Annotated in this window: 21 protein-coding genes and 1 tRNA gene; 6 read left to right on the forward strand and 16 right to left on the reverse strand. The window is 36.5% G+C overall.

Annotation, left to right across the window (positions count from 1 at the left end):
• Positions 1 to 259: 259 nt before the first annotated feature.
• From GYY69_RS05190 to GYY69_RS05235, 10 genes are all read right to left on the reverse strand, one after another.
• On the reverse strand, positions 260 to 493 hold the full coding sequence (locus GYY69_RS05190) for a helix-hairpin-helix domain-containing protein (RefSeq protein ID WP_174796716.1): 234 nt from the start codon (positions 491 to 493) through the stop codon (positions 260 to 262).
• Between the two features lie 58 nt (positions 494 to 551).
• Positions 552 to 627: transfer RNA gene (locus tag GYY69_RS05195), tRNA-Ala, on the reverse strand.
• A gap of 126 nt (positions 628 to 753) precedes the next feature.
• On the reverse strand, positions 754 to 1,749 hold the full coding sequence (gene secF, locus GYY69_RS05200; RefSeq protein ID WP_174796752.1) for a protein translocase subunit SecF: 996 nt from the start codon (positions 1,747 to 1,749) through the stop codon (positions 754 to 756).
• A gap of 15 nt (positions 1,750 to 1,764) precedes the next feature.
• The gene (gene secD, locus GYY69_RS05205) at positions 1,765 to 3,621 is read right to left on the reverse strand and encodes a protein translocase subunit SecD (RefSeq protein ID WP_174796717.1); all 1,857 of its coding nucleotides are present in this window, start codon (positions 3,619 to 3,621) and stop codon (positions 1,765 to 1,767) included.
• Between the two features lie 60 nt (positions 3,622 to 3,681).
• Positions 3,682 to 4,011, reverse strand: coding sequence for a preprotein translocase subunit YajC (gene yajC, locus GYY69_RS05210; protein ID WP_160430672.1), 330 nt, complete (start codon positions 4,009 to 4,011; stop codon positions 3,682 to 3,684).
• A 185-nt stretch (positions 4,012 to 4,196) separates the two neighbouring features.
• A complete protein-coding gene (locus tag GYY69_RS05215) occupies positions 4,197 to 5,939 on the reverse strand; it encodes an NADH-quinone oxidoreductase subunit N (RefSeq protein ID WP_174796718.1) in 1,743 nt (580 codons plus the stop codon).
• Positions 5,940 to 5,945: 6 nt separating this feature from the next.
• A complete protein-coding gene (locus GYY69_RS05220) occupies positions 5,946 to 7,490 on the reverse strand; it encodes a complex I subunit 4 family protein (RefSeq protein ID WP_174796719.1) in 1,545 nt (514 codons plus the stop codon).
• Positions 7,491 to 7,507: 17 nt separating this feature from the next.
• Positions 7,508 to 9,355: an NADH-quinone oxidoreductase subunit 5 family protein gene (locus GYY69_RS05225; protein WP_174796720.1), complete on the reverse strand. Its 1,848-nt coding sequence runs from the start codon at positions 9,353 to 9,355 to the stop codon at positions 7,508 to 7,510.
• On the reverse strand, positions 9,352 to 9,654 hold the full coding sequence (gene nuoK / locus GYY69_RS05230) for an NADH-quinone oxidoreductase subunit NuoK (RefSeq protein WP_174796721.1): 303 nt from the start codon (positions 9,652 to 9,654) through the stop codon (positions 9,352 to 9,354). Before nuoK ends, GYY69_RS05225 begins: the two co-directional genes overlap by 4 nt.
• A 1-nt stretch (position 9,655) precedes the next feature.
• Entirely contained in the window at positions 9,656 to 10,147 is a 492-nt protein-coding gene (locus GYY69_RS05235) for an NADH-quinone oxidoreductase subunit J (protein ID WP_174796722.1), read from the reverse strand.
• A gap of 351 nt (positions 10,148 to 10,498) precedes the next feature.
• Here GYY69_RS05235 and ppc point away from each other — a divergent pair, with 351 nt between their 5' ends.
• Positions 10,499 to 13,144 carry a phosphoenolpyruvate carboxylase gene (gene ppc / locus GYY69_RS05240; RefSeq protein WP_174796723.1) on the forward strand — a complete coding sequence of 882 codons (2,646 nt, stop codon included), beginning with the start codon at positions 10,499 to 10,501 and terminating at the stop codon, positions 13,142 to 13,144.
• A gap of 564 nt (positions 13,145 to 13,708) precedes the next feature.
• Here the strand turns inward: ppc and GYY69_RS05245 are convergent.
• The 5 genes from GYY69_RS05245 to aspS form a co-directional block, all read right to left on the reverse strand.
• The gene (locus GYY69_RS05245) at positions 13,709 to 14,719 is read right to left on the reverse strand and encodes an SEL1-like repeat protein (RefSeq protein ID WP_174796724.1); all 1,011 of its coding nucleotides are present in this window, start codon (positions 14,717 to 14,719) and stop codon (positions 13,709 to 13,711) included.
• Positions 14,720 to 14,920: 201 nt separating this feature from the next.
• The gene (gene ubiD / locus GYY69_RS05250) at positions 14,921 to 16,384 is read right to left on the reverse strand and encodes a 4-hydroxy-3-polyprenylbenzoate decarboxylase (protein WP_174796725.1); all 1,464 of its coding nucleotides are present in this window, start codon (positions 16,382 to 16,384) and stop codon (positions 14,921 to 14,923) included.
• Between the two features lie 89 nt (positions 16,385 to 16,473).
• Positions 16,474 to 16,890, reverse strand: a complete 417-nt coding sequence (locus tag GYY69_RS05255) for a hypothetical protein (protein WP_174796726.1) — start codon at positions 16,888 to 16,890, stop codon at positions 16,474 to 16,476.
• A gap of 14 nt (positions 16,891 to 16,904) precedes the next feature.
• Positions 16,905 to 17,354, reverse strand: a complete 450-nt coding sequence (nudB, locus tag GYY69_RS05260) for a dihydroneopterin triphosphate diphosphatase (protein ID WP_174796727.1) — start codon at positions 17,352 to 17,354, stop codon at positions 16,905 to 16,907.
• 9 nt (positions 17,355 to 17,363) lie between these two features.
• Positions 17,364 to 19,121 (reverse strand): aspartate--tRNA ligase, encoded by a 1,758-nt coding sequence (gene aspS / locus GYY69_RS05265; protein ID WP_174796728.1) that lies wholly within the window; start codon positions 19,119 to 19,121, stop codon positions 17,364 to 17,366.
• A 277-nt stretch (positions 19,122 to 19,398) separates the two neighbouring features.
• Between aspS and GYY69_RS05270 the strand changes: the two genes are divergently transcribed.
• From GYY69_RS05270 to dusC, 5 genes are all read left to right on the forward strand, one after another.
• A complete protein-coding gene (locus tag GYY69_RS05270; protein ID WP_065638865.1) occupies positions 19,399 to 20,190 on the forward strand; it encodes a DUF3100 domain-containing protein in 792 nt (263 codons plus the stop codon).
• Positions 20,187 to 20,636, forward strand: coding sequence for a hypothetical protein (locus GYY69_RS05275; protein ID WP_174796729.1), 450 nt, complete (start codon positions 20,187 to 20,189; stop codon positions 20,634 to 20,636). The genes GYY69_RS05270 and GYY69_RS05275 overlap by 4 nt, the downstream gene beginning before the upstream one ends.
• A gap of 20 nt (positions 20,637 to 20,656) precedes the next feature.
• Positions 20,657 to 21,976 carry an amidohydrolase gene (locus tag GYY69_RS05280; protein ID WP_174796730.1) on the forward strand — a complete coding sequence of 440 codons (1,320 nt, stop codon included), beginning with the start codon at positions 20,657 to 20,659 and terminating at the stop codon, positions 21,974 to 21,976.
• Between the two features lie 78 nt (positions 21,977 to 22,054).
• Positions 22,055 to 22,828 carry a molybdopterin-synthase adenylyltransferase MoeB gene (locus tag GYY69_RS05285; RefSeq protein WP_174796731.1) on the forward strand — a complete coding sequence of 258 codons (774 nt, stop codon included), beginning with the start codon at positions 22,055 to 22,057 and terminating at the stop codon, positions 22,826 to 22,828.
• Positions 22,825 to 23,787, forward strand: a complete 963-nt coding sequence (gene dusC / locus GYY69_RS05290) for a tRNA dihydrouridine(16) synthase DusC (protein ID WP_174796732.1) — start codon at positions 22,825 to 22,827, stop codon at positions 23,785 to 23,787. The genes GYY69_RS05285 and dusC overlap by 4 nt, the downstream gene beginning before the upstream one ends.
• A gap of 344 nt (positions 23,788 to 24,131) precedes the next feature.
• On the opposite strand, the gene GYY69_RS05295 is transcribed toward dusC, so the two are convergent.
• On the reverse strand, positions 24,132 to 25,643 hold the full coding sequence (locus GYY69_RS05295; RefSeq protein WP_174796733.1) for a hypothetical protein: 1,512 nt from the start codon (positions 25,641 to 25,643) through the stop codon (positions 24,132 to 24,134).
• Positions 25,644 to 26,164: the final 521 nt, after the last annotated feature.

The raw sequence follows: 26,164 nt of genomic DNA on the forward strand, positions 1-26,164 counted from the left end.
TTTATTTTAATTATATAACCATTAGCGATAATTAGTCTGCTCCCTATATGTGTGGGAATAAACTGAGTTAGAAAACGGTATTTCCGTCGAAATGCCGCTGTTCCGTGAACACTAAAGATAATTAATTTTTGTAAAAAAGTTTCAGGTAACTATACGTTTCAGTATAAATATCTTAAAAATAGATAAGAAACAAAAAAATTGATTATCATTATTCAATTGAAAAGAAAGTTGGATGCACTTACCGCCTATACAAGGAATATTAAGTATTGTTAACTAAACTCAAAATATTACTTATTGCCGTTTTTGCTTGATGACTGTTTTTCCAACAAGTTGAACCTGTTAATAACGCACCTTTGTTAAGGATTTCATCTAAACTAGCATTACGCAATTTACCGAAAGAATCGAAGTTCATCTCTTCAAGTCTTTCAATAATTTTGGCACCCACGAATTTAAGCTCCATCAATTGCTGTCGTTCTGTTTCTGTAAAGGCCATATTATTCTCCTTACATATACTTTAGTGGGGTTTAAAAGAATGTTACTGATTATTGAATTGGTGGAGCCAAGGGGGATCGAACCCCTGACCTCAACGCTGCCAGCGTTGCGCTCTCCCAGCTGAGCTATGACCCCAAATAAAAAGGGATAAAACTGCGGCTAATAATATGCAACTAAATAATAAGTGTCAATCGATTTGATATTATTTGTTTGAAAAACAGCCAAATAAAACTCTGCCCATTGATGGCAGAGTTTACATAATTAACGCAATATTGAAGGTTGATCTGCACCTTCTGCTTCAATTTTAGGTGGCATAAAGTGTTCACGTTTTACGCCCAATTTAAGTGACATATACGCAGCCACATAAATTGATGAGATTGTACCAAGCACAATACCAACGCCTAATGTTTCAGAGAAGCCTTTTAACATTGAACCACCAAAGATATACAGAATAACGACCACTGCAAGAGTTGTACCTGATGTCATTAAAGTACGATGCAATGTCTGTGTTAACGAGATATTAATAACATCGTAAGGTTCTGCTCGGCGAATCTTTCTAAAATTCTCGCGAATTCGGTCGAAAACAACTATGGTATCGTTAAGAGAATAACCAATAATCGATAACATCGCAGCAATGATTGTTAAATCAAGTTCTCGTTCAAATAGCGATAAATAACCTGCGGTGATGATAACATCATGCGCTAAAGCCACAACTGCACCTGTACCGAATCGCCACTCAAAACGAAAGGCAATATAGATTAAAATACACACTAATGCGGCACAGATTGCCAAAACACCATCTTGCGCAAGTTCAGAACCAACAGTTGGACCAACAAATTCAATCCGTTTAATTTGAGCTTCTGCATCAATATCTTTATGGATTAAATTAGAAATTTTTGTGCCTAGTGCATTATCAATAGCGGATGAGGCACTATCATCTTCTTGCTTGGCCGAAGGTAATCTAATGATGATATCTTTACTACTTCCGTAATATTGTACTATCGGTTCGTGATAGCCAGCATTGCGTAAGCTGTTACGAAGGTCATCAAGGTTAACGGCTTTTGTTACGGTGAGCTCGACAGTTGTACCGCCAGTGAAATCTTGTCCTAGATTAAATCCTTTAACAAAAACAACCACAAACGATGCGACAACTAATAACATTGAAATAACAAAAGCAATAAAGCCAAATTTTAAAAAGTCGAGGACTCTGCGACCATGATTTAATTCTCTAACATCATGATTTTGTTGTTTAGTAATACTCACAATAAACCTCTAAATTGATAACTTATTAACGCGACGACCGCCATAAATAAGATTGGCTAATGCACGAGTACCGACAATCGATGTAAACATCGATGTTACAATACCGATGCCTAATGTAATGGCAAAACCTTTAATTGATCCTGTACCAACTGCATAAAGAATAACAGCAGTAATTAAAGTGGTCAGGTTGGCATCAAAAATACTGCTCCAAGCGCCTGCGTACCCTTCGTTAATCGCATGCTGAACGCCACGTCCATTACTAAGCTCTTCTTTTATTCGTTCATTAATCAGTACATTGGCATCAACAGCCATACCCACAGTTAATACTATACCTGCGATACCAGGCATGCTTAGCGTTGCCCCAGGAAGTAAAGACATTGCACCAACAATTAAAATTAAGTTTGCAACTAATGCAAGGCTAGCAAACACGCCAAACAGACGATACATCACTAGCATAAAGATAACAGAAATCGCTAACCCCCATGCGCAAGATTCTAGACCTTGGGTGATATTTTCTTGCCCCATTGATGGCCCTACTGTTCGCTCCTCAATAATTTGAATAGGTGCAATTAATGCCCCTGCTCGTAATAATAGTGATAAATTTTTAGCTTCATCAATATTACCAATACCGGTTACTTGAAAACGATCACTAAAAATACCCTGAATAGTCGCTACGTTAATAACACGTTCTTGCTTTTCAAGTATTGGTTTGTCGTTTTCATCACGCTTACCGGTGTCTTTGTATTCAACAAATAAAGTTGCCATCGCTTTATGAAGATTTTTTTGGGTAAAATCAAACATCCTTTTACCGCCTGAACCATCAAGTGTAATAGCTACTTCGGGTTGGCCATATTGATTAACCCGATATGAAGAATCGGTAATATGATCCCCTGTTAATACAATACGTTTATACAGTAGTACAGGACGACCACTTTCCATATACTTAATTTCGGAACCATAAGGAATGCGCATATCACCATTTAGAATAGCAGGCAAATTAGGTGTACTCTCTTCGTTAACTTGTCTAAATTCTAATGTTGCCGTTGCTCCCAAAATACGCTTGGCTAATGCGGTGTCTTGTATGCCGGGTAATTCAACAACAATGCGATCTGCCCCTTGACGTTGAACAATTGGTTCAGCAACACCGAGTTGGTTAACACGATTACGTAGAATGGTAGTGTTTTGTTGTACAGCATCATTTTTCGCTTGTTGTAAACGTTGTTCACTGACATTGATGACAACACTGTTGTCGCGTTGAGAGATCACTTTGTAATCTTGTATTCCATTGATCTTAGTAATGGCTTTATTGCGATCTTCAGTATTATCAAATTGCATTACAATTTGCTGATTACTATCTTTACTTATCGTTTTATAATTTAACTTGCTATTAGTAAATTCAGCTTTGATGTTTTCGATAGATTGTTCAGTGAGTTTACTTAGTGCTGTGGTCATATCGACTTCCATTAAGAAGTGAACGCCACCACGCAAATCAAGACCCAGTTTCATCGGTTCTGCACCTAACACAGTAAGCCATGCAGGCGTTGCTGGCGCTAAATTTAATGCAACAGTATACTCTTCACCCAATGCTTCAGATATAAGTTCTTTCGCTTTAAGCTGGGTATCGTTATCGCCAACACGAATTAAAATTGATTTATTTTCATAAACCAATGATTTCGGTTCGATATGATTATCGGCCAAAAGTTTTTTGACCTTATCTTGCATAGCAACATCAATTTCAGCAGTCTTTGAACCTGAAATTTGTATAGCGGGATCTTCACCATAAATATTTGGAAGTGCATAAAGAAGGCCGAGGCAAATAACAACGACCAACATAATGTACTTCCACAAAGGATAGCGGTTTAACACGACATATTCTCTTGTGGGATTAGGTAATTAATACAATGAACGATAATAGATAACAGCCTATTATAGTGATTTCATTGTTCCTTTTGGTAAAACTGATGTAATAAAGTCACGCTTGATCACAACTTCAGTCGTATCGTTTAATTCTAGCGCGATGTAACCATTTTCGTTAACTTTTGCTACACGACCTATAAGCCCGCCATTGGTTAACACTTCATCACCTTTTGAAATTGATGCCATTAAATCACGATGTGCTTTAGCACGTTTTTGCTGTGGGCGCATAATCATAAAATAGAAAAATAAACCAAACACAACTAACATAATTGGCATAAAATAGTCGCCACCTGGTTGGCTACCATCGGCTGCATAGGCATTAGAGATTAAAAAATCCATACTGGTCCTCTTGTTTCAAACTAAATTTTTAAAGGTCGGAATTATAACACAATAAATAAATCTGTTATTAACTATTTCTTGTCAAAAAGTTTCAGAAAAGTATGCGTTTTAGTATAAAAAGTGTTTTAAGCTACTTTGGTTAATATAACTCCGCCAATCAAGCGATGATCGCGGATAAACGTTAATTACGTAGTTAAATATTGCGCCATGCTAACTAAGTTAAATAACCATTTAGGGTAAATGCCACAAAGCAGTGTCAATAAGGCACATAATACGATGATTAACTCGCTTATTCTAATATCCTGCCATTTTAATTTAATCGAAGCTCCACTTAACATTTGTCCATCACGACAAGGTGGCCTAATATAAAGATTGATAATTAAACGAGCATAAAAGTAAAGCCCCAATGCACTACCAATAACTACAGCGGCAACTAACCACCATAATTCCGCAGTTACGCCTAATAACACCAGTAAAAATCGCCCAACGAAACCCGCAGTTAGTGGTGTCCCTGCTAAAGATAAAAACCCAATACCCATCGCTAATGCAAGAATTGGTCTGCGCCAAAATAGTCCTGAAAGATCAATTTCGTTTTCATGATCTTGCAGTTCGTTAGAATGCGAATCTAAACTGATCGCACCTAATATACAGATATTAGCTAAAATATACCCAATTAGGTAAACGCCAATGGTTTCTAATGCAAGTACTTGATATTGGACAGCAATTAAAGCCGTAAATAAATAGCCGAAATGCGCTATTGATGAATAGGCAAGTAATCGCTTTAAGCTACTTTGCTTTAACGCCAATAAATTACCCCACAAAATAGAACAAAAAGCCATAATCACTAAAATAATACGGATAGTTTCATTATTAACGATCGGTGCCAATAGAAATAGCCTTGCGATGGCACAGAAAATCGCAACTTTTCCAACTGTTGATAATAATAAGGCGACAATCGTTGGCGCGCCTTGATAAACATCCGGCAACCAAAGTTGAAATGGTACTAGTGATAATTTAAAACCAATACCAACCAACATTAAGCAAACACCCATCAGTAATAATGTGCTTAGGTAAGGCATCGTTGAGAGTTGATAACTTAAACCACTAAAAGTGAGCTCTCCAGTAGTTGCATAATAAAAGGCAATGCCCATCAATAGAAATACACTGGCAACAGCAGATAAAATCATGTATTTAACTGCGGCTTCTAATGAATGAGTTTGTGTATATTGATAACCAATTAGTCCTACAAATGGAATAGATAATAGTTCAATCCCAATAAAAAGGGCGATTAAATGGCTAGCGTATACTAGTGTTACACCACCTAATGCCATAAAGAGCAAAATCAAATAAAATAATCCGTGCTGAATCTGCTCTTGTTTAAACCAGCGATAAGCAAAACATGCAACTGCAATGGATATCATTAAAATCAAACTGGTATAAAGTAAGCCATAGCCATCACAGGTAAAAAGTGCGGTAATATGGCGCGCTTTCCATTCATCCTTTGGACTACCATCAATCTTTGAATTATCATCAATATTAGAGTGAGTATCGATATCTGTCGCTGTATTATCAATCTTACTGTTGTCGAGATTACTATCAATACTTGTATCTTCACTTCCACTTGATGAGCCTATAGCGTCATTAGGTACAGTATCAATTGCGATTGTTTCTTCACTTGCTGTATTTAGTTCTTTAGTTGGCTCAGAAACTGATACCGATATTTGCATATTGTCACTGCTGATATCAGTAATAGTCTGAGTACTAAGTGAAATTTTATAGCCAATCACTGCAGAACAGATCAACGCACAAACTAATCCACATACCGTTAAAATAGTGCAACCTCTGGTGCTTATTTTAAAAACAAATAGTGAAAATAACAAAACAATGATCGAAAAGCTTAATACAAAAATTGGCGATAAAGCTATCATAGATTATTACTCTCCCACTCGCTCTGTGGCTATGTATTGTTGTGTTTGATTCACGACAGAATAAGACATATCTAAAACCACTTGAGGATACAAACCAATAAAAATAAGGACAATTAAGATGCTCGATAATAATAGAAGATCTTTCTTGCTGAGTAGATGTTTTGTGGCAACACCTTTATCAATAACGCCATAAAAAATTGGCTGCATACGTACAATAAATGATATCGACAGTAATAATAAACCAATGACTAACAAAATTGTATAAAATGAAAAAGTGTTATAACTACCAAGTAACATCATATAATTACCAACAAAATTAGCAGTACCTGGAATACCTAATACCGCTAATATAAAATACAGGGTAAACGAAGATAGATAAGGCACCCGCTCTTTAAGCCCAACAAATTGACTTATATTTCGTGTTGAATAGCATTCAACTAGCAATCCACTAATGATAAACATGCCAACTATTGCTAAATTGATGGCTATCATTTGAATAACCACGCCTTGATAAGCAATAACTGAACCACTATAAATAATTGCCGTCACAAATCCCATTAATGCGATATGAATATAAGCAATGAGTTTTTTTATATCTGTTTGATTAAATGCAACTAACGCAGCATAAATAATTGTAAGCAAAGCAAGAACCAACATAATTGGCATAATCATGATGGAAGCATTAGGAAATAGTGGTATAACAAAACGCAGTAAACCAAATGCAGCTGTATTGAGTAATAAACCACTGATCATCATTGAGCCTGTTGTTGAAGATTCGATATTGGCTTCAATAAACCAGCTATGAAAAGGAACAAAAGGAATACGCACAATAAAAGCCGCTAAAAATCCTAGCATGAGTAAAAATTCGGTATCACTTGAAATTGGCGTTTTTGTTAATACCTGATAATCAAACGTCCAATGCCCTGTTAAGTTCCAGTTAGTTAAGGCTAATGACACAATTGAGATTAACATAAGTAAACTACTCAATTGGGTATAAATCAAAAATTTGCTGGCACCGTTAAAACGTAATTGTGAGCTTGAATCTCGTCGTCCCCATAGTGAAATTAAAAAATAGATAGGTATTGCGACCGCTTCCCAAAAGAAGAACATTAAAAATAAGTCAGTGATGACAAATAACATCATAATGGCTGATGTCATAAATAATAGACATAAGTAAAATAGACCAAGATTGTTTAGGCTTTCTTTACTAGAATAAACAATTGTCAATAACACAATAAATAGTGTTGAGGTGATAACAACCATTGATAGACCATCTAAAACAAGATGAAAATGAATACCTAACAAAGGGATCCAGTCTAGGTTCACTTCCTGTACCCAATTTGTCCCTTGATTCAACACATTTATGGCATCTATCCAAAATACTATCGCCATCAATAATGTCATGCAAATTGTGATAAACGCTACAATTATTGGTAGTTTTGACCAGCGCATTTGTACATCGACGGAAACAACGCCCCTTTGTAAACATACATGGCATAACCAACCAATAAATCCGCCTATTACAGGTAAAAAAACAAGCCATAATAACATGAATGATTACACCTTTATTAAATAAAAATCAGTAACATTAATATGATAATGCTACCTATAACCATCGAGACCATATACCACCGAATTTGCCCATTTTCGAGATCAACGATGAACGAGTTTACTTTTTTGATTCCTCTCATTATCCAATCATCCCATAATGCTAAAGGGTCTTTTTTTAACAAATGGGCCAAATAGACATAAGGTTTAACAAATAGTGTGTTCAACAAATAATCATAATGCCAATCACTATTACATAAGCGTAAAAAGTATTTTACCATTGGCGTATTTATAATCTCGTGTACTTCACTATTTGGGCGTACATATAAAATATAGGCAATAAGAAAACTTAATCCTGTCACCGCCGCCAACAGTAGCTGAAAGGGTAACTGCCCATTGGTATCTAACTCAGCGATTGGAATGATGCCGCGAATTGGTAATGGAAAATAGATAAACAATGCTGTGCTAAATATCGATAATATAAAAATTGGGCAAAAACTTATCCATTTAGTTTCTGTAAAATCATGCTTTTTGGATTTATGGTAAAATACCATGGAAATTAAACGCCAAATACCTAAGCTGGAAAGTAAAATACCGAGTAAACCAATGGTTCCAGATATCAATTTATCTTGAGCCATTAAGCCCAATATAATATCCCCTTTGATATAAAATGATGACGAAATCCAAGGCATAGCACTCAATGACAGCATAATTAACAAAAAGACCGCGTATAACATTGGAAACGATTTAATTAAACCACCAATTTTGCTTATATCACGTTCGCCCTGACATTTTTTGATTAAAATTGATGAAGCTAAAATCAGCAATGTGCTTGTTATGGAATAATTAATTAAGCAATTAAGAGACAAGCTCCAACTCTTGGTTGAAAAGGCATAAAATAGATAGCTAATTTGCGCTAAATTGATATAGGTGATAATTCGTTTAATATCATACTGCACTAAGGCGATCGTGCTAGCAAACAATATGGTTAATGATGATATTATCGATATAATAGCAAGGACATCGCTCGACATCATAAACAAATTACTAAGTCTTAAAACTAAATATACTCCAGCTAAAATCACTGTTGAAGATTGTAACAAAGCTACCGCAGGCATTGGTGCTAATGTTGTTTCGGCAAACCATGAATGCATAGGAAATAGTGCAGACTTACTCATTGCACCAAGGAACAACATTAAAGTTATCCAAAATATGATGTCTGAGTCAACGGCCAAGTTATCATGTGCTTGCGCCAATACATCATGAATATTTAATGTTTCTAATGTTTGATACAATAAAAATATGCCAATAATTAGAAAGATATCAGTTAAATGCATAATGATAAAGGCTTTTGCAGCAGCATAACCATTTCGAGCTTGTTTATAGTAGATACCGATAAGTAAGTAAGTACTTAGACTCACGCCTTCCCAGCCAATTAACATAACAAATAGATTATCAACTAATATGATGGTTAATATACTGGCAATTAATAAATTACTATAAGCATAAAAAGTATAAATATCCTTTCTTGACGTTAAATAGCAAGCCGCAAAAAAGTAAATCAAAAAACCAAAGAATGATATTAAAACTAAAAATGTTAGTGATAAACCATCCAATATTAAAGCAATCGGCACCGAAAATTCACCCACAGAAAACCATTTCCATAATGGTCTAGAATAAACTAAGGCCATGTCAGGTACCGTGTTTGAACTAAAATCAATATAAGAAAATAGAGTAATTAATACAATGATCAGCATCGTAGTAATGCCTATAATCATCACATTAATTGTTCGAATATGTCTCCCTAGCAAAACCAATATTAAAAAAGAGAGCAAGGGAACAATAATAGTTAAATAAAGTAAATTCATCCTTTCATTTCACTCAATGAGTCAATATTAAAGATTTTTCGACGGTAGAACAGTTTCATCATTAATGCAAGACCAACGCAAACCTCTGCTAAGGTTGTTATTACCGCTAATATTGCCAGTACTTGTCCATCGGATTGTTGCCAATAGCTACTTGCCGCAAATAATGCAACTATCGCCCCATTGTTCATAATAATCAGACTGAGTAATAAAAAATAGAGATGACGCCGAATCATTATTCCTAGTAGTCCAATCACAAATAAAATAGAAGCCAAAATAAGGCTGTGCATAAGTGGAATCATATTATTTCTCCGACATAAGCCGATGCATAAAATGGTAAGCAATCACTGCTGCACCCAATAATAAAAATATCGCTAGTTCAGCCATTAAAATGTAAGCATATACAGACATTTCATGCATTAATTCATGAGACTCTTTCAGTTCTGAATAGTTAGCATTTACTACGCCATAAATAAGAGCCACAAGTAAAATAAAAGCTAAAATTAGTGGCCCTAACCAAATTTTAGGGCTGATACCCCGTTTATTGTTTTCTACATTATCAACGCTAATTTTCAGAACGGATGCGACAAGTAAAAAAAGTGTCACCGAGCCACCAATAAATAATAGGATGTACAAAAAAGTAGAAATATACGTTGCAAGCAGAATAAATATCAAGGCCGATGCAAAAAGTGAAATACCAAGGTATAAGATTGCTTTATCAATCCGTAAACTACTAATCACTTTTACACTGGCAAAAACAGCAATAATCGACGCAATATAAAAAACAGCGATCATTAAATAATCCAATATGTATTGATAATGCTTTAGTATATACCCAAATGATATTAAGATACAGTTTACAAACACAGTGTTCATCGAAAATTAAACTCGTTAAGCTGTATTGTCTTGAACATTTCACGATTAAGAGAATATTATTATTTCTTGATTTTTTGATAGTAAATATAATTAAAACAACTAAAAAAAATAAAAACCATAAAATTTTATTATTTAAATTCAAAGCAACATTGTTATAAAGTATATAACTTACGCACATTAACCAATAATTATACCTATCCCATTAATTTATCATTTGGGTCATGCAGCTTAAAGATGCTTAGGCATAATAAAATCGAAGACGAGAAAATCATGAATCATAAATATTCCTCAATGCGAAGTAATGTCAATATGTTAGGCACTTTACTGGGCAATGCGATAAAACGCGCCACTGGCAATGAAACCTTTGATTTAGTTGAAAAAATAAGAAAACTATCAAAATCAGCTCAACAAGGAAACACCCAAGCACATAATGAGCTACTCAAACTAATTGAAAACCTTAATGATGATGATTTATTACATGTTGCACGCGCATTTAATCAGTTTTTAAATTTAGTCAATACGGCTGCTGAATATTATGGTATTTCTCCCCATGGAGAAGCATCTAGTAGCCCGAAAAAAATGACTGAATTATTTAGTACACTTAAAAATCTTAATTTTTCAACTCAAACTATTATAGAAGCGATTAATAAGTTATCGATTGAATTGGTGCTAACTGCACACCCGACCGAAATTAATCGCCGAACCATGATAAATACTTATACGGCTATTAATAACTGTTTATCTCAACTGGATCATGATGATTTAGCCGACTATGAAATAGAACGAATTATGCGCCGCTTAAAACAGTTAGTTTGTCAGGCATGGTATACCGATGAAATCCGCAAAAAACGCCCTACCCCCATTGATGAAGCAAAATGGGGTTTTTCGGTCATTGAAGATAGCTTATGGGAAGGAGTGCCTCTATTTTTGCGTGAGCTTAATGACCAGTTAGTAGATGCTTTTGATGAGCAATTACCAGTTGATCATGTGCCTATTAAATTCACCTCATGGATGGGCGGAGATCGTGATGGTAATCCAAATGTGACAGCAAAAGTGACCGAAAAGGTCATGCTACAAGCTAGATTAAAAGCCATTGAGTTATTTTTAGCCGATATTCAAATACTTGTTCGTGAACTTTCAATGACGGAATGTAGTGATTCAGTTATTGATCTGTTAGATGAAAAAAACAAAACCGTTTCCGAGCCCTATCGAGCTGTAATGAAACAGTTACGAACACGTTTAATTAACACTCATAATTATATTGAAGCTTTGCTGAATAATGAACGAGTATTACCACCTAGTGATATTTTAATTAAAAATGAACAATTATGGATACCGCTTTATACCTGTTATGAGTCATTAATTGATAATGGCATGTCAACCATAGCCCATGGTCCATTACTTGATACTTTACGACGCATAAAAAGTTTTGGTTTACAATTAGTCAGATTAGATATTCGCCAAGACAGCTCTGTACACACCGAGGCGCTTGACGCATTAACTACAGAACTTAATTTAGGTAGCTATGCAAAATGGTCAGAGAAAGAAAGACAAGCATTTTTATTAACAGAGTTACAATCTAATCGACCATTATTACCTTATAACTGGCAACCAGATCAAATGGTCCAAGAAGTATTAGATACTTGTCGTGTAATAAAAAAAGCTGGCGAAGAATCGATTGCCTCTTACGTAATATCAATGGCTAAAGCCCCTTCTGATATATTAGCCGTTTACTTATTATTGAAAATTGTTGATTGCCAAAAATATATTCCAGTTGCACCGTTATTTGAAACATTAGAAGACTTAAATAACGCAAAATCGGTGATGCAAAAACTGTTGGATATTCCTTGGTATCGCAATAAAATTCAAGGTAAGCAGATGGTGATGATAGGCTACTCTGACTCGGCTAAGGATGCAGGGACACTCGCAGCATCTTGGGCACAATATCGATCTCAAGAAGAATTAGTTAACTTATTTAAAAAATATAATACTAATTTAGTGCTATTCCACGGGCGAGGAGGTTCAATAGGTCGAGGTGGAGCGCCAGCGCATGCCGCACTACTTTCGCAACCTCCAGGATCATTAAAAGGCGGGCTTAGGGTGACAGAACAAGGCGAAATGATTCGTTTCAAACTTGGTTTGCCAGAAGTGGCACTCAGCAGTTTAATGCTGTATACATCAGCAATTTTACAAGCCAACTTATTGCCACCGCCAGCACCCAAACAAGCATGGCGCGATATAATGGATAAAATGTCAGAACTTTCATGCAATTGCTATCGTAGTTATGTACGAGAACGTGCTGAATTTGTTGATTATTTTAGAGCAGTAACGCCAGAAGCTGAATTAGGTAGATTACCACTTGGTTCCAGACCACAAAAACGCCGTACGGGCGGTGGTATTGAAAGTTTACGTGCTATCCCATGGATTTTTGCTTGGACACAAAACCGTTTAATGGTACCGTCTTGGCTTGGTGCTGGTAGTGCACTTAGAGCAGCAATTGCAGATGGTAAACAAAATCTTCTTAAAGAAATGTATCACAATTGGCCTTTTTTTAATTCCCGATTAGGTATGCTTGAAATGGTCTATGCCAAAGCGGCACCAAACATCCACGAATATTATGAACAACGTTTAGTTGATCCTGCTTTATGGCCATTAGGCGAAGAGTTAAGAAGTTTGTTAACCCAAGATATCAATACCGTGCTAACCATTACTGACGATATTAGCTTAATGGCTGATTTACCGTGGATAGCACAGTCGGTGGCTTTGCGTAATACTTATATTGAACCATTAAATTTATTACAGGCTGAGTTATTAAGTCGTTCACGAAAATACAACGATAACGAGAATATCATAGTAGAACAAGGATTAATGATTACTATTTCTGGAATTGCAGCTGGTATGCGAAACTCAGGATAAAAAAGATCAATGCTTTTTCTGTTGTTAACAAAGAACTCGCTTTTCAACGAGTTCTTTGATCTGCTTGATGTATAAAATAGCCAAAGCTATTGCCCAATGCCGAAAAAACTCAAATGATCTAAATCTAACCATATCAAATATAAATGCCTTCGGCCAAACAAGCAACGGTCTTATTTACGATACAAAACGGTTAAAAAAACATTGATTTTATTGAAGTTTTTATTTTTGTTTTTTAATAAAAATCATTTACTTATGTAATATGAGGCAAAAAAACAATTTCTGATAATAGATGATATATCAAGAGGGAGACCAAAAAGAAGTGTATTTATAATAGCCCAAAAAACACCGATATTTTTGCCACTAGACAGGTATAAATTGATAAAACAACTATCCAAAAATATCGCCATTATGACTAATCAAACACAGTGCATTATTATCAATAATAAACAAAAATGTATGTTAGACGATAGCATATTTATAAACCTTTTTGATAGCATCTCAATAAACAATAAACCTCGAATTATATCGAGGTTTGTCATCAATCTGAAAAAGCACAATGCTTTTTTATTTTTTAGGTAATAACTGTTCTAAATAAGCTTTAGCGTCTTGATCCCCTTGCTCGCTAGCTTTAGTAAACCAATAGATAGCACGCTCTTGATCTTTATCAACACTTTCACCTTCTAGATATTTAACGCCCAAATTATATTGAGCATCAACGCTGCCTTGCTCTGCAGCTTTTAGGTACCATTCAACGGCTTTTTTCTCGTCTTTAGCAACTCCACCGCCTACATCATACATCACGCCAATATTATATTGAGCATCAGCATTGCCGGCTTGTGCAGCTTTAGTAAACCAATAGGCTGCTTGCGTATTATCGGGTTTCGTTCCCGTTCCTGTTGCATACATAATGGCTAAATTATACATAGCTAGCACATGCCCTCGTTCTGCCGCTTGTGTATAAAAATAGCTGGCCGCCATATAATCTTGAGTCAAACCATCGCCATTTTCTGACATTAGTCCTAAATAATATTGTGCTTCTGGAATATTATCTTTCGCAGCTTTGCTAAACCAGTCCGCTGCAGTCATGCGATCTTCGGGTACGCCATCACCAAAAAAATAGATCATACCCAGATTTAAATAAGCATCATAAATACCTTCATTACCTGCTTGTGTAAAATAGTCAATTGCCGTTAATGTGTTTTTTTCTACACCCTCACCTTCTTGATACATTAAAGCTAAATTATATTTAGCCAATGCATAATTTTGATCAGATGCTAATTTAAAATATTTAACTGCTTCGTTTAAATCACGATTGGTTCCCAATCCGCTTTGATACATAAATGCTAAATTATTTTGTGCTTTGGCAAGTCCTTGCTCTGCTGCTTTTTTATACCAAAAAAAAGCACGAACATCACTAGCTTCAACACCCAATCCTTGTTTATAAATACCACCTAATGAGTACTGAGCTTCTGCATTTCCTTTTTCTGCAGACAAGCGTAAAGACGGGAGCAGTGACTCTGACTCCTTAAGCTTTAATTGCGTATCGTCAGATTGGGTCCTATAATTTGTAGCCATTGCACCATAAGAAATAGATAATAATAGTACTAATAAAATTCGATTTTTTTTCATATTTTTTAATTATAGTGACATTAATAATAATTATACATAAATGTAGCCAAAGGGAATAGCGTTTGTTTAATACCTATTCAGTGTGAAATTATATTTTTTTATCAAGCTGTATCACTTTATTTTCACTTTAATAAACAATATATTAAACTATAAACCAAGTTCATCCCAAATTTCATCAATCCGAGCAACAACTTTAGGATCTTTCTTGATAACTTTTCCCCATTCACGATTGGTTTCACCCGGCCATTTATTGGTCGCATCCAACCCCATTTTAGAGCCCAATCCAGAAACCGGTGAGGCAAAATCTAAATAGTCGATAGGTGTATTATCAATAAAAGTGGTATCACGCTGCGGATCCATGCGTGTTGAAATAGCCCACATAACATCTTTCCAGTCACGGGCATTAATATCATCATCACAGACAATCACAAATTTTGTATACATAAATTGCCTTAGATAAGACCAAACCCCCATCATGACGCGTTTAGCATGACCTGGATATTGTTTTTTAATTGTCACAATCGCAATACGATATGAACATCCTTCGGGAGGTAAATAAAAATCGACAATTTCAGGAAATTGTTTTTGTAAAATCGGTATAAAGACCTCATTCAACGCAAGTCCCATTACCGCGGGTTCATCTGGCGGCCTACCAGTATAGGTTGAATGATAAATCGCATCTTTACGACGAGTTAAATGTGTCACGGTAAATACGGCAAATTGCTCAACTTCATTATAATAACCGGTGTGATCGCCATACGGGCCTTCTGATGCTAATTCATTAGGATCGATATAACCTTCAAGCACAATTTCTGCACTAGCTGGAACGTCTAAATCGTTTGATAGCGATTTCACCACTTCGGTTCGACTACCACGTAATAACCCAGAAAAAGCATATTCGGATAAAGTGTCTGGCACGGGTGTCACTGCACCTAAAATGGTTGCAGAATCGGCGCCAATCACAACGCTAACAGGGAATTTTTGGTTAGGATTTTCTTGTTGCCACTCGGCAAAATCAAGCGCCCCACCACGATGTGAAAGCCAGCGCATAATTAATTTATTTTTACCTAAAAGCTGCAAGCGATAAATACCCAAATTTTGCCGATCTTTATAAGGACCTTTAGTAATAGTCAGTCCCCAAGATAACAGCGGTGCTACATCATCGGGCCAGCAATGCATAATAGGTAATCGCGTCAAATCCACTTCATCATCCTTAAAAATCACCTCTTGGCAGGGAGCTGATGAACGATGTTTGACAGGCATATTAAGCACTTGTTTATATTTAGGTAATATATTAAAAAATTGCCGTATGCCTTTGGGTGGTTCGGGTTCACGCAAAAATGCCAATAACTCACCGATTCCACGCAAAGCTGAAGTATCTTCACGCCCCATACCCATCGCAACACGTTTGGCGGTACCAAACAGATTACATAAAACAGGCATATCATAACCAATCGGGTTTTCAAATAATAAGGCAGGACCTTCGCTGCGTAATACACGATCAGCAATTTCGGTCATTTCAAGATAAGGATTAACAGGAAAAGTAATTCGTTTTAATTCGCCTTGCTGCTCAAGATAATCTAAAAAATCTCTAAAATTTGAAAAATGCATGTATTATTACTCCCTGTTACTGACTCATCTTGAGTTAACCAAATCTAAAAGTCTTTTAATCCTTGATGAAAAACTATCATGCAATTGAATTAGTCAGCATCAAAGTTTTCACTGTAAATAGGTACTTGCTTATTTTGATTACACGCAACAATTTTAGGTAATAGGATTTCAAACTGTTTTTTGTCAATTTCAATAAATTCATCCTGATCAACTTGATAAAATAAATATTGTTCAGATTCATCATCGAATCGGAACGAGGCTAGCCAGTCATTGCGATCATCACTATTTTCATTAGCAAATATCTGAATAATACTATTTTCACGCTTTTCGGGTTGGTCATGCAATTTATAATCAATGATCTTTTCAGCGATTTTAGCGTCATATTCATCAAAAATAACATAATCACTTTGATTGGGTTGGCACTTTTTTATACTTATTTCAGCATGACTGATTGGTACAAAAAAACATAAGCAGGAAAACACAAGAGCAGATAGACTCAATTTCATTTTCGACCTCTTAATTAAGATTTAATCAAACTATGAATTTTACTAATAGCCTCACTGTTATTTGGCGATAAAGTAAGACTGGCAGCCTCATCAATCGTTAGCCATTGATAAGCTAAATGTTCAGTAAGCACAGGTGTTACCTCATTAAGAAGAGGCAGATAAAACCAATGTTCTTTATTTATCTTAACTTCTGGCGCATATCTATGTCTAAATTGAGGAAAAATCTCAAACTCAACGGTATGCTTTGTATCAATTAACTCAAGATGTTGCCCTATAATATCAATGCCTGTTTCTTCAAAAACTTCACGCATCGCAGTATCTAATGGCGATTCATTAGCTTCCATGCTACCTGTAACTGATTGCCAAAAACAAGGATCATCCTTACGCTGCAACATAAGGCAGCGATTTGTTGTCTGGCAGAAAATCACCACTAGAACAGATTCAGGATTTTTGAATTTTTGCATCAAATATCGCTATTTTTTACTTACTTCAATACCCAGTTCAGTTAATGCCGCCGCGTTAGCTGGGCTTGGAGCATCTGTTAATAAACATGCGGCAGCGGTTGTTTTAGGAAATGCTATTACATCGCGAATATTATCGGTTCCACTTAATAACATGCTTAATCTATCTAATCCAAATGCTAATCCTGCATGTGGTGGTGTGCCATATTTTAATGCATCAAGTAAAAAGCCAAATTTTTCACGTTGATCATGTTCATTAATACCTAAAATTGAAAAAACCGCTTGCTGCATTTCACTACGATGAATACGAACCGATCCACCACCAACTTCATAACCATTTATAACCATATCATAAGCATTCGCAACTGCATTTTCTGGATTCTTGATAAGTTCTTCTGGTGTATAGTCTTTTGGTGACGTAAATGGATGATGCATTGCACTTAGTCCTTCGTCGGTTTCTTCAAACATAGGGAAATCAACAACCCAAAGCACTGCCCATTTACTTTCATCAGTTAAGCCTAAATCCTTACCAACTTTTAAACGTAATGCGCCGAGTGCATCACTCACAACTTTATAACTATCAGCACCAAATAATAGAATATCGCCATCTTTAGCATTGGCTCGATTAAGTAGGGCTTCCATTTGTGATTCATTAAAGAATTTTGCTACAGGACTTTGTACGCCTTCTAGCCCTTTATAACGTTCATTAACCTTAATCCATGCCATACCTTTAGCACCATAAACCGAAATGAATTGTGTATATTCATCTAACTGCTTGCGAGTTAATTGAGTGCCATTTGGTACACAAAGTAAAGCTACGCGACCTTTAGGATCATTGGCTGGAGTTGAAAACACTTTAAAATCAACATCTTTAACAATATCAGCCACATCAATAATTTCGAGCGGATTTCGTAAATCGGGTTTATCGCTACCAAAACGACGCATCGCCTCAGCAAAAGTCATGATAGGGAACTTGCCTAAATCGACATTCTTAACATGCAACCAAAGTTCACGAATCATTTGTTCCATAACCTCACGCACTTGTTCGGCTGTCATAAATGAAGTTTCAACATCGATTTGAGTAAATTCAGGTTGACGATCGGCTCTCAAATCTTCATCTCGAAAACATTTTACAATTTGATAATAGCGATCAAATCCTGACATCATCAGCAATTGCTTAAATAGTTGTGGCGATTGTGGAAGCGCATAAAATTCACCTTTATGAATTCGGCTTGGTACTAAATAGTCTCGAGCCCCTTCAGGTGTTGCCTTGGTTAACATTGGGGTTTCAATATCTAAAAAACCATGCTCGTTCATAAATGAACGAACAAACGCAGTAATTTTGGCACGAGTTTTAAAAATCGTTGCCATTTCAGGGCGACGTAAATCAATATAACGATATTTTAAACGCTGTTCTTCACTATTGTTTTGATTGAAATCAAGAGGTAAAACATCGCTACGGTTAAATATAGTCAGCTCAGTGGCCAAAATTTCAACCTCGCCAGTTACCATCTCTTTGTTGATTTGACCTTCAGGGCGAGCTCTCACTTTCCCTTTGATCTGAATACAAAATTCATTACGTAACTCACCAGCAAGTTGATACGCTTGTTGATAATCAGGGTCGAAAAACACCTGAACAATGCCTTCACGATCGCGCATATCAATAAAAATCATACCGCCTAAATCTCGACGTTTATTGACCCATCCACACAATGTTACTTCTTGATTAATATGAGATGCCGTTAACTGACCGCAATAAATTGAACGCATAAAATATCCTGTTTAAGTATCAATCTTTAAAAATAGCGTTTATTATAAAACAAATAAAACCCTTATAAAGGCATTTATTGAGATTTCTTCTTTAATTGTTTAAATATTTTGTGTTGTTATTACCATATTGTTTACTAACGCGTAATTGATGAAACTTGTTTGTTGACGTAAGTAAATTAGGTTATGTATATTAACTACACAATGATAATTGTTGATTACGATTTTAGTGACCATAACTAATTTTATTAACAATAAAATATTCTATGAGGCCATAAGGATGGAAATTTTAAAAGACTATAGAGTACATGCTCTTGCACTAGTCGTTGTTTTAGTATGTGAGTTCATCGGTAAACAATCGATCTGGACTATCTCAGTGTATCCGATGTTATACGCCATGATTATTGGCGGAATAATTAGCCTGCCCAAATTAAAAATATTAAAACTAAAAAATATGAATCATGCTAGTGCTATCATGATAGTCACTTTAATGCTGCTTGTTGCCAAGCTTGGCGTCTCGGTTGGTCCTAAAATTGATATGATTCTAAAAGATGCGAAGTTAGCCTTAATTTTTCAAGAGTTGGGGCATTTTGCCGGCACGATTTTATTAGGTTTACCACTGGCAATGATATTAGGCATGAAACGTGAAGCGGTGGGCGCAACGTATTCAGTTGCTCGCGAACCCAATATCGCGATCGTTGCCGATAAATATGGATTAGATTCTGCTGAAGGTCGAGGCGTTATGGCGATGTATGTTTGTGGCACACTTTATGGTGCTATTTGGATGAGCATACTTGCTAGTGTAATGGCAAAATTAGATATCCTTCATCCTTATGCGTTAGCGATGGGAGCTGGGGTTGGAAGCGGTAGTATGATGGCGGCTTCACTTGCACCAATAAGTGACCTTTATCCTGAAATGGCTAGTGAAATCAAGGCCTATGCAACAACCGCAAACTTAATGTCGAGTATTGTTGGCATTTATATTTATACGCTATTTTCGTTACCTTTTGCCTCTTTCTTATATAACCTTTTTGCCCGCTTACGACGTAACAAAGAAGGATCGCTATCATGAAATGCCTAGAAACAATATTTTTACTGATCTTAGTTGCCATTATTATGGCTGCCGGCAATACTGTAGGTTACAAAATTGATTTTATGATGTCATTACAAGCATTATCAATCTTAGTTGCTATATCAATAGCCGGCTATTTTGTTGGTAAAATTCCACTATTAAACAAATTTCCAGTTATTTTATGGGTATCAGTCGTAGCCGCAGTAGCTTCATCACCAATATTTCCTTATCACGAACAAGTTGTTTCAATGACTGATCAGGTTTCTTTATTGGCTGTTTGTACCCCAGTACTTGCTTATGCAGGACTGGCTATTGGCAAAGATTTAGCATTATTTAAAAGTATCTCTTGGCGAATCATCCCTGTTTCGTTAGCCGTGTTTTCAGGTACCTTTATTTTTGCGGCAATCATTGCACAAATCACCTTGCATTGGGAAGGTGTCATCTAATTTGAATTAGGATTTAACGTATGACGAAAGAAGAACTTAAAAAAAAGGTTTGTAACGCAATAGCAAACCGAAAAGCTGACATCAAAGCGATTGCTCAGTCAATTTGGGTTGAACCAGAACTTGGTTATAAAGAACACAAAACCGCTAAAAAAGTCGAAGAAGCCTTTGAAAAATTAGGTGTGCCATTTAAAAATAAATTGGCTATAACTGGCGTAAAAGGTCGCTTAAAAGGCGGAAAAGGTAGTCAGTACAGCATTGCTGTTATTGGTGAACTTGATGCCATTATTTGTGCAGATCACCCTGCTGCTGACGAAATATCTGGCGCTGCGCACTGTTGTGGGCATAATGCGCAAATTGCCAATATGATGGCAGTCACGATGGGATTAATTGATGCAGAGGCTATGCAATTTTTAGCGGGCGATGTCGTACCTTTTGCGGTACCTGCTGAAGAATATGTTGAAATCACTTATCGCAATCGCTTAATTGAAGAAGGTAAAATCAAATATATTGGTGGCAAACCAGAGCTAATTTCGCGGGGTGAATTTGACGATGTTGATATGGCACTGCAAATACACTTAACTAGCGTACCCAATGACCGCCAAGATGGTTTTATCGAAATATCAACCACCAGTAATGGTTTTATCGGTAAACTGATTAAATATAAAGGCGAAGCGTCACACGCGGCGGCTGCGCCACATGCGGGTGTCAATGCTTTAAATGCAGCAATGATGGGAATGATGGGTGTGCATGCTATTCGCGAAACATTTCAAGAAAAAGACTATATTAGATTCCACCCGATTATTACCCAAGGCGGTGATTTAGTTAATGTGATTCCAAGCGATGTAAGAATGGAAAGCTATGTACGAGCAGGCAATGTGCCCGCCATGATTGATGCCAATGAACGAATTAATCAAGCACTAAAAGCAGGCGCTATGGCGGTTGGTGCCACCTGCGAAATTAAGGACTTGCCTGGCTATCTACCATTAAATAACAACTCAACGCTTAACGAGCTTTTAAAGCGTAATGCCGAAGAGTTAATTGGTGAAAAAAACGTTTCAGTTGCCCCTCATATGACAGGAAGCACGGATACTGGCGATCTATCCCATATTATGCCTGTTAGCCACCCATGGATTGGTTCAGTTCGAGGTGTTTTACATGGTAAAGATTATACCGTATTTGATGAAGATATGGCTTACATCTGTCCTGCGCAAATGATGGCCTGTACAATTATCGATTTACTTTATGACGACGCAAAACCAGCACAAACACTGATGTCAGAATATAAACCACTCATGACCAAAGAAGAATATTTAACATTCCTGTCTGGCTTTGACAAATAATCTTAATGGCTTGGCACATTGTTGTGCCAAGTTTCTGTTATAATGCTTCTTCATAATTAACCACAATAAACACCCACTATGCAAGAACTGACTGATCAAGAACTGTTTCGTTATGATAGACAAATCACATTGCGTAGTTTTGATATTGATAAACAACAAATATTAAAAAACAGTTCAGCACTGATCATCGGTTTAGGTGGACTCGGCTGTGCGGCATCGCTCTATTTGGCTGCATCAGGTTTAGGTAAATTAACGTTAGTTGATTTTGATACCATATCAAAATCCAACTTAAATCGACAAATCTTATATACCGAAAGAGCTATCAATCAATACAAAGTCGAGGTTGCAAAAGAAGCCTTAACCAATATCAATGCCAATACGTTAATTGAAACAGTGCATCAGCAACTTGACGATGACAAGCTCATTGCGCTTATCAAACAGCATAATATTGTCATCGACTGTACTGATAACTTAATGACACGAGAGCAAATTAACCGTTGTTGTTTTCATGTAAAAAAACCACTAGTTTCTGGAGCAGCAATCCGTATGGAGGGATTATTAAGCGTATTTACTTATCAGCCTGATGAACCTTGTTATCACTGTTTGAGCCGCTTATTTGGTCAAGATCAACTCACTTGTGTTGAAGCGGGTGTCATGGCACCACTTGTTGGCATGTTTGGCACCATGCAAGCCTTAGAAGCCATCAAAGTGCTAACCCAATATGGAAAACCATTAATTGGTCGTGTATTAATGATTGATACAATGACAATGGAATTTAACCAAGTTAAATTTACCAAACAACTTAACTGTCGCATTTGCGGAAATAGTCAAACTAATCAGGTTTCTCAATGAAAATTAATCGCATTATTTTAGCGCCCATGGAGGGTGTGCTTGATTATCAAGTCAGACAACTTTTAACTTCAATTAACCAATTTGATTATTGTGTGACTGAATTTATTAGAGTAACCCATCATAAATTATCTAATCGAACCTTTTATCGCCTATGTCCTGAGCTTTACCATAACGGAAAAACTAAATCTGGCACGCCAGTTCGGGTGCAAATTCTTGGCCAGTCGCCAGAATGGATGGCGGAAAATGCCACTAAAGCTATTGAATTAGGCTCTTATGGTATCGATATCAATTTTGGTTGCCCAGCCAAAACGGTCGTTGGCAGTCACGGAGGCGCTTATTTATTACAATATCCCGAGCAGATATTTAATATTGTTAGCCAAGTAAGGCAAGCAATTGGGGCAACGCATAGATTATCAGTCAAAATTCGCTTAGGGTGGGATAATAAATCACATTGTCACGACATCGCCAGTGCCATTGAACTTGCCGGTGCCAATGAAATTGCTATTCATGGCAGAACCAAAGAAGACGGCTACAAAACCGAAAAAATAGATTGGCAAACAATAGGTCAAATCAAGCAACATCTAAACATACCCGTTATTGCTAATGGTGAAATTTTTTCTATTGAGGATGCAAAAAATTGCATAAACCAAAGCCAAACTAACGATATTATGCTAGGCCGTGGTATTTTAACAATTCCTAACTTAGCTAATATGATTCGAACTGAACAATCAGCATTCAGTTGGCAACAAGTGATGGAAATTTTAATCCACTATGCGACATCCTCCATTGATGACGTTAAACCGCTTTATCATTCTGCACGCATCAAACAGTGGCTTGCTTACTTAAAACAGCACTATGCTCAAGCAGCAGACGTCCTACAAAATATTCGAACACTCAAATCACAGCAAGAGATCAGTGATTTCTTAACGAAGAACAGCCAAAATAACTTCCTTAGGTAATAACAAAATAGCAATTGGTGTTCATTTATTATAACGATGTAGGGGGATAAGGTTTCATAAAAATCAGTCAGAAAAGACATTGATTTTATTAAAGTTTTTTACAAGCTATTCCATCAAAAAACTTTAATAAATCAATACTTTTTTGTGATTACAATTGATTGGGTGCAATGGTTTCGGACGTATTAGCGTTGTTGAACAAAATAAACTTCGAATTTAAACCACAACAACCGCACTCCCAATAAAGCCCCCCAACTACGCTAGGGCGCTGTTCTTTAATAAATTATCCTCGTTTGCACCATCTCCCTCCCTCCACGACCTAAGGATTAAGGGCTAAGAAATAAAAGCTAAGGTGTGGTGCAATAAATGTGCTCGCGGTACGACCCATCTCTAATGCGGACATCACCGCCATAGACAATAAAGTGGACACCGCTATCTGTAGCGTCGCTTGTCCAGCTGGAGTCCCAGAAGCCTATAAAGTTGGAGCCCCCGTCAATGTAATAATGGCCTAAGTCGCCCCACTCCGTGAAAAATCCTGCGCCTATATAACGCGTGTTATACCATGTATTTGACGACGGCGTGGCACCATCTATGCCATCATAACATGGGAACCGATTATCTGAACCACACTTCGCGTTAGTTAACTCCTTGAGCTTTGGCGCACGATAACCCAAACGACCACACCAAGATATTTGGTTAGACCAATAATCCTGTTTAGTACCTCGATGGACAAACCACTGTCTCAACACAAATCCATACCTCACCTCATTCCCACTACTATCTCTACCCACCAACTCAAATGTCTGCGGCAAAGATGGCACGGTTAAAGGGCTAGGATTATCTGACTGCATTTGAGCATCACTTGCCTTAGGGCCCGTTAAGGTTACTCGCGTTACATAACTAGATCTATCATCATCCTCATAAATCCACGCATCCTCTTCCTCACCTTGTTTTGGCAGTCTCCAACTCACCCTAGCTGTTATCCCTCCACGCGAGACTGAAGGCCATGTCAACTGACTGGCATCAACCCCAGCTATGAGTAAATCAAAATACAAACCATCCCCCCCCATTGTTGGAAAATTAAGGCCGTAAGATGACGAACTTGTTGACTGAACTAAAAATCCCTTATTAGGAACCATGCTAGAGGGTTTGAAGACAGAACCATTAGTATTCGGCCTGACAAAACAAATACGAGTACCACCATACGGATTAATATAATACGTCACTGTTTGACTACTAAAATTTCTTGTATTAGGTAACCCGTACTTTGTTTGTAAACCTCCTCCTGTACTACTTAATGTCATCTTATAAGGAACCTTACAAATATCTAATGCTTCACTACGACTTACAGTATTATTATCCGCATCAGTAAAACTCACCGATACACTTCCCGTCGCAGTAACACCATTAGTACCCTGGCCATCCCCATCGTCATCTCCCCAATTACCTTGAGTAATTAAGTCATTTAAACTGACTGTATTTACCGATAATGGCACCACCATGTGTATATCATTAAAAGTAGTTCCATTGACTAGCTTTATCGGATTTCTCGAACTTGATGTGTTAGTTGATGGCTTGAGGGTTCTACCATCCGGCAACTCAATAGCTAATAGATTATCCGTCGAAGTCACTTTAGTTAGTCCACCATCAAACGTTAAATACGGCGCGTTACCCTCAATTTTCCTTGATGTATGCGATGTTAATGCCTGAGAACCCTGCGTGTATGATAATAAAAGCAGTGGTGCAAAGAACAGCGAGAATTTAGTTAATTTAAATAATTTATGTGATTTAGATAACCCAAATAAATTAGATAGGTTAGAGAAGAAAAATGAAAAAGGTAAAAAACTCAACCTCCACAAAAAAAACACCGATATATCCGACGACTTTACTAAACGTGATGATTTCGATAACTTCGGTGATAAAAATAAGAAAAGGGTCTGATTTTGACTATAGTGAAAATAAAAAAGATTTAGGGCGCAGGTTTGGCAAGCCAGATGCCAGATATGATAGTCATGGTAACGCATTTCGATTATCCAGTCAATTAAATTTATGTTTTTATTTAAATTTAAATAAAAACAGCTCAATTAATGAGCACTACTTTATTTTAAAGTGCCTGTATCATATCCTGTTGATTAATAATGCGCTATTTTTTTGTTGAAAATTTGTAAAGTTTTATTAAATAGATAGCTCGTAGAAATAAATAATTATACTTTGTTGAATAAATGCAGCAATTATTGAAAATATTATCATCATAAAAATCAATAATATTACATTGATTTTATTAATAATATGAACATTTTTGTAATGAAGAACAAGCGACAACACGCCAAAAACCCATAATGTATCTACAAATTTATTTTGATAGAAATAAAATGAAATA

The sequence above is a fragment of the Gilliamella sp. ESL0250 genome (assembly GCF_013345045.1).
Classification (GTDB): domain Bacteria; phylum Pseudomonadota; class Gammaproteobacteria; order Enterobacterales; family Orbaceae; genus Gilliamella; species Gilliamella apicola_H.